This window comes from Brevibacterium sp. Lmc1 (assembly GCF_057654315.1).
This window is the reverse complement of sequence record NZ_CM172803.1, coordinates 686203-696081: the sequence shown is the minus strand read 5'-3', so window position 1 is coordinate 696081 and position 9879 is coordinate 686203. Positions and strand designations below refer to the sequence as shown.

The following is a 9879-nucleotide window of genomic DNA, read 5'->3' as shown; positions in this document are numbered from 1 at the left end:
CCCGTCACGTACCCTGGCTACCGCCGAGAGGATCCGATCCGTGCCACCGACACCATTTCGCACACTGAGAACCGCTGTGTGGCATCTGCGCCACGGCGGAATCAGCCAAGTCGCGAAGTGGCGTCGCCGCCGCTCGTTAGCCCAAGGAGCCGCAGAAGCCTCCGCCGAGGTCGCCACGGGAAGCCTGTCAGCGGAGGTCCTCGCGGAACTGTTCCCTCCCCTGCCGGTGCAGAATCGCACTCCGGTCTTCGAACAGCTGTCGGTCGGAGTCGTCCTCGACGAGTTCTCGAACGAGAGCTTCGGCTATGAGTGGTCGCTCCGACCGCTGTCGCCGACGCAGTGGTCGACCGAGCTCGACGGTCTCGACTTCGTCTTCGTCGAGTCCGCCTGGAGCGGCAACGACGGTCAGTGGAAATTCAAGCTCACGAGCCCGTCGGGTCCGAGTACGGAGATCACCGAACTGCTCGGCGAGTGCCGTCGCCGAGGCATTCCGACCGTCTTCTGGAACAAAGAGGATCCCCCGCACTTCGAGGACTTCCTGCCCCTGGCACAGAAGTTCGACGTCGTCTTCACCAGCGATGTCAGACTGATCCCCGAATATCGCTCCAGACTCGGTCACGACAGGGTCGCCGCCCTGCCGTTCGCCGCACAGCCGGCGGTCCACAATCCGTCACGTCCTGCGCGGAATGCCGCCGCCAGGGACATCGCCTTTGCCGGCATGTACTTCGCCCACAAATACCCGGAGCGCAGAGAGCAGATGGATCTGCTGCTCGGTGCCGCTGACGCCGTATCGCCGAGGATGCAGTATGGACTGGAGATCTTCTCCCGGTTCCTCGGCAACGATGAGCGGTATCAGTTCCCAGGCAACCTGGCCGGGCGTGTGGTCGGTTCGCTTCCGTACCGCAATCTGCTCACGGCATACAAACACTTCAAGGTCTTCCTCAACGTCAACTCCGTCACCGACTCTCCGAGCATGTGCGCACGCAGGATCTTCGAGATCAGTGCCGCCGGCACCCCCGTCGTCACCACCCCGAGTGCGGCGACTCGAGAGTTCTTCCCCACCACCGAGGTCCCTCAACCTGAGACTCCGGAGGAAGCAGAGTGGACTCTGCGTGCCTATGTGCGCAGCCCTGAGCTGAGAGACCGCACCGTGCATCTGGCCCAACGACGCATCTGGGCCGAGCACACCTACACACACCGCGCGATGACGGTGATGGATTCGCTCGGACTGGACTATGAACAGCCATTCCCCACGCGCGTGTCAGTTGTGGTGTCGACGAATCGGCCGGACTACCTCGGCGGGGTTCTGCGAACCCATGCCGCGCAGCTGCACACGGACAAGGAACTCGTTTTGGTGACCCACGGATTCGAGGCGCCTGCCGATCTGCGAGCACGCGCCGCGGAAGCAGGCATCGAGCATCTGCACATCGTCGAGGTCGACTCCGCGCAGCCATTGGGAGTCTGCCTCAACCGCGGAGTTCAGGCGGCCTCCGGCGAGGTCATCGCGAAGATGGATGACGACGACGTCTACGGGGCGCACTATCTGGGCGATCAGCTTGCAGCACTGAGGTATTCGAATGCCGATCTCGTCGGCAAGCAGGCACACTACCTGCACATTCGAGGCCGCGACATCGTCATCTGCCGTTTCCCCGAACGCGAGCACCGGTTCACCGACCTCGTCATGGGACCGACTTTGATGACGCATCGGTCAACTCTTCTGGACAACCCGTTCGCCGAACGCACCCTCGGCGAGGACACGGAACTCCAGCAGAGACTCATCGCCTCCGGAGCCCGAATCTACTCCGCAGACAGGTTCAACTTCGTCCAGGTCCGCGGAGACCATGCCCACACGTGGAGCGTAGAAGACAGCCATCTACTGGCCAATGGCGAGGTGCATTCTTTCGGATACTCGCAAGAACATTATTGCTTCTGAACTCGGTTCTGTGCGGCTGGCCGCCAGCGGAGGTCGATATCGATGGCGAAACTTTTCACGGGCGACGGTTGAATAGACGGTGAAATAGAGATCTCGGCCAGAGCATGCCAGTAACGTAGGATTCTAACTGTGAAAATTTCACAGCGGAACAGTCTGGCAACGCGCTTACCGCAATTCCACTGTGCACATTGATTATCTGGAGCCCTCTTTGAATACCACTACGACCGGCGCCGAGGACATCGTTGCCGTCCGCGACAACGTCACGCGCGTCATCAATGAATCCTCAAAGCTTAATTCCGAGCTCGCCCAGGAGCTCATTACTGCATACGAGCGCGAGTCGAAGTTGCTAGGCGGCATTAATAGGCGCGAGAAAGAGATCGTTCGGCTGAGGAACGAAGTCGCCAAAAGAGATGCAAAGCTTGCTTCGGTCAATGAACGGCTCGAACGACTTCTCACTTCCAAGGCAATGCAGGTCCAGCGCGCGTACTGGCGCCTGCGCCGCCCTCAGCGCGGCAGCTCCCAGCAGAAGGGCGGTCAGCGATGAACGAAGCCGACATCAAGAAGCGCCAGGACGCTCTTGACGCCCGGACCAAGGAACTGAAAGCAACCCTTACTCGCCAGAGATCACTCGGTGTGCACACACAGTCGGACTACTTCATCGACGGTCTGCTCGGACGGCACCCTTACATCGATCTGGCCGAGTCGCGTGAGGAATACCTCGAGCGCCACCGCTCCTTCGCCGCCCCCGTTGAAGGCAAGATCTCAGCCCTCATCGAAAAGGCTCAGCAGCTGCCCACGACTTCGGGACAGCTTTGGGATCCTCGACGGAAGCTGCGCATCGGAATCATCGCCGACCGGTTCCTATTCGATTCGCTTAAAGACGCGGCTCACGTGGTGCCGATCAGTCCTGAAACCTACGAGCAGGACATGTCGGACATCGACCTACTGCTCATCACCTCCGCCTGGCGCGGCCTCGACGACGAATGGTTCAACGTCGCCCTGTCCGGTTCGCCGGCACGACAGGTCCTCGAGTCGCAGGTCGTCCCGTTCGCTCGCGAGAACGAGATTCCTATTGCCTTCTATTCGAAGGAAGATCCGCCGAACTACATGAAGTTCGCCCCACTTGCGAAGTTCGCCGACCACATATTCACCAGCGCCGTCGAATGCGTGCCCCGCTACCGCGAATACCTCCACAACCGCGTGCCGGTGACTGTGCTGCCCTTCGCAGTGAACTTCATCCATCACCATCCGCTCGGCAGCATGCGCCATTCCGGCCGCGAGTTCGTCTTCGCCGGATCCTGGTTCGAGCACAAGTACCCGGAGCGGAAATTGTCCGCCCAGCGGATCTTCGACGGCCTGTTATCAGCTGAAGCCGATCTCACGATCGTCGACCGCAACCTCGAACTCGACACGCAGAAGTTCGCGAAGGCCGAACGCTATCTCTTCCCAGAGCGGTATCTGCCTCATCTCCACCGGCCGATCGATCACGAGACTCTCCTCGATCTGCAACGCCTCCTGCCTGTCGGCATCAACCTCAACTCGGTTGTGAACTCCCAATCGATGTATGCCAATAGGATCATCGAACTGCAGGCCATGGGAACCTTCATCGTCTCGAACTACAACGCGGGCGTGAACTCCCTCTATCCGCAGGTGTGCATGCCCGATTCCTCTCTCGACATGGAGCAGACCTACCGAGCACTGACCCAGCGCAGCATCCGTGAGGCACAGGTGGCCGGAATCCGCGCCGCCTTCACCGCCAACACCGCTTTCGACCGCATCGACACGATCGCCGAGGAGATGGGACTGGACTCCGGTTCCCCCGATCACACGGTCTACGTCACCGGACTGACCGATTCGGACTTCGAAGCCTTCCGACTCACACAGTCCTACGCGGGTCCGATGGCCGCGCTTCCAAGCGACTCCGACTGTGTCGCCAGCACAGACGGCGACGTCGTGATCGACCTCACCGGGCATTCCGATTTCGGTCCTCATCTCGTCCAGGACGCGGTGAACGCATTCCGCTTCACCGACGTCGACGAGGTCCGGATACTGCCGATCGATACCACCGAACCTCTCTACGAATTTGTAAATCCGGTCGACTCCGACCAGCAGATCACTGCCACGTGGTATCCCGCCGGCAGCACCCTCGGTGACGGTGTCGGGCCTGAGCGGACAACGCTGGCGATCGCCTCGGACCTCGTCCTCGAACGAGTCGAGACAATCGACGTCACCGCCGAACCCGAGATCAGCGTGATCGTGCCCGTCTACAACAACGGCCCGCACCTGAAGTTCAAATGCTTCGAATCCCTGCGCCGATCCTCGATCTTCGACCGCTGCGAAATACTCCTCGTCGACGACGGGTCCACGGACATCGAAACGCCGGCGATCCTCGACGAACTCGACCGCGCCTATCCTAACGTTCGAGTCCACCGGTTCCCTGCCGGCGGTTCGGGCAGCGCTTCACGTCCGCGCAACAAAGGGCTCGAGCTCACGCACACCCCGTTCGTGACCTACCTCGATCCGGACAATGAGCAGACGAACGACGGCTTTGCTCTGCTGCTCGAGATGGTCGAAGAGCACGGATACGACTTCGCCATCGGCAATATGATTCGCTTCAAGGAAAAGCGAATCACGGTGAAGAACGTCGGAGTTCTGCATCCGGTCGTCGGCGAGGAAGGCGTGCTCGAAGACAATGCGCTCTCCCGTGTGAAGTTCCAACCGATGAGCATCCAGGCGCTCGTAGCCGACACTCATTGGCTGAAGAGCCTCGACATCTATCAGCCGATCGGTGCCGTGGGACAAGACTCCTACTTCTTCCAGCAGATGCTCTTCCACGCCCACCGGATCGGGCTGGCGTCGACGCCGATCCATACCTACTATGCCGCGGTGACAAACTCGACGGTCAACGCGATCGGCCCGCGCTTCTACGAGAAGTACTTGCCCTTGGAGGAGGACCGGTCTGCGTGGCTGCGCGAGGTCGGTCTACTCGAGGACTACAACGCCAAACGACTCGAACCTTTCGTCAAAGGATGGTTCGTCCAGAAACTCGCGTTCGCCGCCGACGAAGACATCGATGAGTGCAAGAACCTCATCCGTCGCCTCACCCATTTCTACGGCAAGAAGACGTGGGAGGATTCCGAGCTCGCCGAACTCCATTCTGTACGCCATGTCTGAGTCCTCAACGACCGAAGAGCCTCCGTTCTACCAGTTGGGCACACTGTTGCCCGGCGACTGGATCGAACGGCGGCCCGGAATCTTCCAACGCTTCGATTTCCATGTCGGCACGGTGTCCGTCGCTGCCCTTCTGTGGTCGAAGGAGGTGCCGACGGGTCGGCTGGTCATCGCCTTCAACGGAGCTGTCCGCCGAGCACCAGAGAAGGATCCGCAGGAGGTCTTCCAACGCCGAACCTGGGTCGACGAGATCGACGCGGACGTTCTCTTCCTCTCGGATCCGACCCTCCGCAACGACAATGGGATCAGTATCGGATGGGGACAGGGGTCCCCGGGCCACTACGCGAATCCCGCCTTGGCTCAAACCGCTCGCTTCGTGGCCGAGTGTCTGAATATCCCCTCCGCTGCGCGACTCTACTTCGGTACCAGCGCCGGTGGGTTCCAAGCACTTCAGGCCGCCGCTCGTGACGAGGGTTGCCGCGCACTGGTCAACAATCCGCAAATCGATTGGACCAAATATATGCCGACCTTCGTCAACGCGATCTCTCGCTACTCTTATAACGAGCGGCCTACCGAGGACATAGCAAGCGATCACCCAGACAGAATTTCGGTCGGACACGCATTCGCGGCATTCAACCATACTCCGCGTACACGTTGCCTCATCAACGCGGCTAGCAATAACGACGCACTAGCTCAACTCCCCGCCCTCGTCGATGCTCTGCCCGCGCAGGCAGGCGAGCGTTCGTGCTTCGACGTTTCGCTATATTCTGATGTTCGTGGCGGCCACAACCCTCTGCCAAGGCACGCGACTACCGCGGCGATCAACAGTATCGTCAAGGAGGCTGTTGATGAGTGAAACGATCGGAATCGACGCCCGTTCCGCGGCTCCTGCATCCGAGCCGCGCTCGATTGTCTCAGCCGTCGACGCCTCAGCTCAGTTATTGACCGATCATTTTGACGATATTGGCATAGCTGCCCGTCGGATCTGTGCCGAGCTCAAGCCCTTCACCGAATCTGCTATAGCATTTAGGATCCTCTTCCACATTGCGCTGTTAGAGAGATCGTCGCAACGGTCGCGATTCGTCGCTGATCACCTCTTCACTCACGGCCACCCACGTTTGGCCCGCTTTATCACAGAGCATGCGATCTCCAGCGGTGCGAAGCCCTGGCAGAGGAAACGACTAGAAAGTCTGCTGGACGACGCTCCGAAAAGTGACTTCGGCGAGAGCAGTCGCGAATGTTACGACATGGAAGTCACTGGCGACGGCACAGTATTATTCGACAGCGAACCCGAACCTAGGTTAACTCAGACCGGTTCAGCATGGTTTTCCACCCTCATCCGTCAGCTCGATGATTCGCCCGTCGGCTTACATCACGATGTCGTTCGCATCCGCATTGCACCCACGGCACAGGCTCATGCGTCTCTCAATACTGTCCTCGAGCAACTGGCAGTTCTACCGGTAGTTCCCGTTGTCATCACCGAAAACGTCACCGCAGCATTAGTTGTCTTCGATGCTTTGGGAACTAGTCTGCTCGATCGATCACGGGCCATTCTCCTTACGCCCAATCGACTTGGTCAGCACGTGATCGTCTCGATCTGCGGGTCAGAACTGCTAGACGCGGGTCCCACGTCGGACCTCGTCCTTTCGACGGACGCGGATGTTAAGGCTTTGGCCGCGGCTCTCGGTCTTACCAAGATTATCGACGCTCCCCCGCTAGGAAAACATGTGCGCACCGTGGTCGACGCCTTCCGAATAGAGTCGTCACTACTGTTGCCACTTTCTTCGACATGCCGTGCATTCACTAAGCTACTGCGGTTCAGCGGACCCCGAAGCCAGACGGCGCCAATCAGAAATACATTGACGGGACAACTCCTGGCCGCCGGCTTCTTTGACGAAGCGTTAGGTCTTGTCACTATCGCACAGTCAGCCGAGCGCGGGAAAGTTTACAGGGCGCGGCGCATACGTGCTCTCTACGGCGCCGGACACTTCGACGAGATCGCCGAGACTGCCGTCCCCGGTGCTGCGTCCCCCGCAGATCGGCCCCTCATCAGTGAGTCCGTCGCAATCTCGGCGATGTTGGATGAACTCGCCGAGGTGGCTGAGAACACCGAGATTCCTTTCACTCCGATCGCGGGCAAGGTCCTCACCATCCTCCACGCGAGTGCCCCGGATCAGAGCGGCGGCTATGCCGTCCGCGCACACAGCGTTCTCAAGACCATCGTCGCCAAAGACTTCGAGGTTACTGCCCTCACCCGTCCGGGCTTTCCCGAGGCCGCGAATTCGCTGGAGCCCGGTGCCACCGCCGAGGAGGTCCATGACGGGATCCGCTATCTGCGCTTGGGCAGCGATTCCGCCCGCGCCAACGGTGAGTTCACGTACATGCGCGAGGCTATCGACCATTTCGCCGAGGTGATTCGCCGGGAACGACCGTCAGCCGTCCATCTGCGCTCAACCTACGTCTCGGCTCTGCCGGGCCTCATCGCGGCCAAGCGTTTCGGTCTGCCGGTCGTCTACGAGGTCTCCGGTATGTGGGAACTCGTCTATGAGGCCGCGAACACTGCACGGATGGAAGGCCGTCGTGCCCGCACCGTGGTGCTGGAGAACGCCGTGCTGGAGCATTGCGATGAAGTCGTCACGATCACCGAGGCGATGCGCGAGATCATAAGCGGCAGGGTGCGCACCCGACGTCCGATCGGCATCATGCCCAATGCCGTCGATACGACTGGCTTCACGTCTGCCGAGAAGAACCCGCAGGTGCTCTCGCGATTCGGCTGGAGCGCGCACGACCCGGTCATCGGATACATCGGCACCTTCGTCGGATATGAGGGCCTCGACATCCTCGTCCGAGCCATCGCAATCGTCCGCAGCCGCGGCCTCCGTGTGCGGGCGCTGCTCGTGGGAGACGGTGCAGAGTCGGCACGGATCCGATCGTTGGCGGCCGATCTCAGTCTCGATGAGTCGACCATCGTCTTCACTGGGCGGGTCCCGCATGAAGAAGTCTCCGACCTCTATTCGGTCATTGACGTCTGCGCCTATCCGCGCCTGCTCACTCCGGCGACCCGAGCGGTTTCGCCGCTCAAACCCTTCGAAGCGATGGCGGCGAAGAAGTCCGTCATCGTCTCCGACGTCCCGGCACTTGCGGAGATCGCCGGGCACGGCGAGCGCGGTCTCGTTGTGCCCAGCGGCGATGTCGATGCTCTCGCCGAGGCGATCAGCACATTCATCAAGGATCCGACCTCGACACGAACACGAGTGGAAGCCGCGGCCGCATGGACGGAATCCGAGCGCAGCTGGTCGGCAGTCGGAGCTGTCATGGGATCAGTCCTCGATAGGCTGATGTCATGACAAGAACGATGCTGTTCTACGGACATGTCGCCTCGAACTGGGGCGACCTCGCCATCAATGCCGGTGCCCTCGAGCTGATGCGTCGGGCAGAGATCGACATCGAGGACTCGACCGCAGTTCTCCTCGCTCCTTCGGACCAGTTCCGCAGGCAGTCGGGCTTCACCCTCAAGGGCATGAAGCAGCTGATCGTTCCGACCGACGGCCGCGCACGCGGCGGTCGTGACGAAATCGAACTGCTCATCGACTATGTCTCTCATCCGCACCGGTTCGCCGAGGGAGTCGGCATGGCCGATGTCGACCTCGTCGTCCTCAACGCCGGTGAGCACCTCTTCGAGTCAACGACCGGAGAGAACCTCATCGACCTCGTGTGGAGGATCCTTCCCGCACTCGCCGCGCACTCGCTGAACAAGCCTGTCGTATTGCTGCCGTCAACAGTCGGCCCGTTCCGCACGTCGTTCGGCAACGCGCTCGAGGACTTCCTCCACCAGGGCGTCGACGCGGCGGCTTACCGCGACCTCGAATCCCGGAGGCTCGAATCGTCCGACTCGGGTCAGGAGCTTCCGGTGCTTCTGGATCCCGGCTTCTTCGTTCCAGGGCTTCGGGCTCAAGAGAACGAGAGCCGCGACGAGGATGTCCTCGGCCTCATTCTGCGCCCCGAAGACATGGGAATCCGTCCGGGGTCACGCCGTTCAGCGTTTGTGCAGAGCAAACTTCGAGAATCGCAGTTCCGCCGTTCTCAAGCGTTCCAACTCTTCACCTCGGTGGCCGAAGCCCATCTGGCCGATGGGGGAAGAGTGAAGGTCATTGTCCAGACCAGAGCCGACCGGGAGATCTCCACGGCGGTCGCCGACCACCTCACCGAGATCGCCGGTCCAGACAGGGTCGAACTCATCGATCCGGCAGGGATCCGGTCGTTCGTCGACGAGCTCGGTCGCCTCAGTGCTTTGGTGACTTCCCGCTTCCATTCGGTCATCCTCGCCTCGTCCCAAGCAGTGCCGAGCGTCGGAGTGTATTCGGAGACGCACGGACACAAGATGCCCGGGCTGTTCGAGCTGCTGAAATTCCCCGATTGCGCCGTGCGATTGGATGAGCGAAGCATTTCTGCAGTGCGCGACGAAGTCGACTCGGCGCTGGGCACGGTCCGCAGCTCCATCGACGAGATCCACAACCGGATCCGGGCGAATCGGACGTTGGTCCGTCGCTGGTTCGCCGACGCGATCGCCTCGCAGGAGACGACGACGTTCGACACGTCTGCCCTGCGGATCGAGGCGTTGGCCCTGCTCTACCGGGCGGGCCTCGAACGAGCGCAGAAGGAATCGCTGTCCGAAGTCCTGCGGGCCGTGCACGAACTACGTGACCCAGATACCCACCCCGATGACGATGCAACGGGCGCAGAGCCGCGCTGAGTCCGACCACGAGGAGCTGAAG

The 9879-nt window shown here is 60.9% G+C and carries 6 protein-coding genes; all 6 read left to right on the top strand.

What is annotated here, in order from left to right:
• Positions 1 to 40 precede the first annotated feature (40 nt).
• The 6 genes from AC239G_RS03000 (at position 41) to AC239G_RS02975 (ending at position 9857) form a co-directional block, all read left to right on the top strand.
• Positions 41 to 1933: a glycosyltransferase family protein gene (locus AC239G_RS03000; RefSeq protein ID WP_376905552.1), complete on the top strand. Its 1893-nt coding sequence runs from the start codon at positions 41 to 43 to the stop codon at positions 1931 to 1933.
• A gap of 208 nt (positions 1934 to 2141) precedes the next feature.
• Positions 2142 to 2477: a hypothetical protein gene (locus tag AC239G_RS02995; protein WP_487489766.1), complete on the top strand. Its 336-nt coding sequence runs from the start codon at positions 2142 to 2144 to the stop codon at positions 2475 to 2477.
• A complete protein-coding gene (locus AC239G_RS02990; protein ID WP_376905554.1) occupies positions 2474 to 5107 on the top strand; it encodes a glycosyltransferase in 2634 nt (877 codons plus the stop codon). The genes AC239G_RS02995 and AC239G_RS02990 overlap by 4 nt, the downstream gene beginning before the upstream one ends.
• A gap of 34 nt (positions 5108 to 5141) precedes the next feature.
• Positions 5142 to 5960: a hypothetical protein gene (locus AC239G_RS02985; RefSeq protein WP_487489765.1), complete on the top strand. Its 819-nt coding sequence runs from the start codon at positions 5142 to 5144 to the stop codon at positions 5958 to 5960.
• Between the two features lie 1003 nt (positions 5961 to 6963).
• Positions 6964 to 8451 (top strand): glycosyltransferase, encoded by a 1488-nt coding sequence (locus AC239G_RS02980; RefSeq protein WP_487489764.1) that lies wholly within the window; start codon positions 6964 to 6966, stop codon positions 8449 to 8451.
• Entirely contained in the window at positions 8448 to 9857 is a 1410-nt protein-coding gene (locus AC239G_RS02975) for a polysaccharide pyruvyl transferase family protein (protein WP_376905559.1), read from the top strand. The genes AC239G_RS02980 and AC239G_RS02975 overlap by 4 nt, the downstream gene beginning before the upstream one ends.
• Positions 9858 to 9879 lie beyond the last annotated feature (22 nt).

Excerpts from the sequence above, each read along its gene's own strand:
- AC239G_RS02990 (WP_376905554.1), top strand. The coding sequence starts at position 2,474 with ATGAACGAAGCCGACATCAAGAAGCGCCAGGACGCTCTTGACGCCCGG.
- AC239G_RS02975 (WP_376905559.1), top strand. The coding sequence starts at position 8,448 with ATGACAAGAACGATGCTGTTCTACGGACATGTCGCCTCGAACTGGGGC.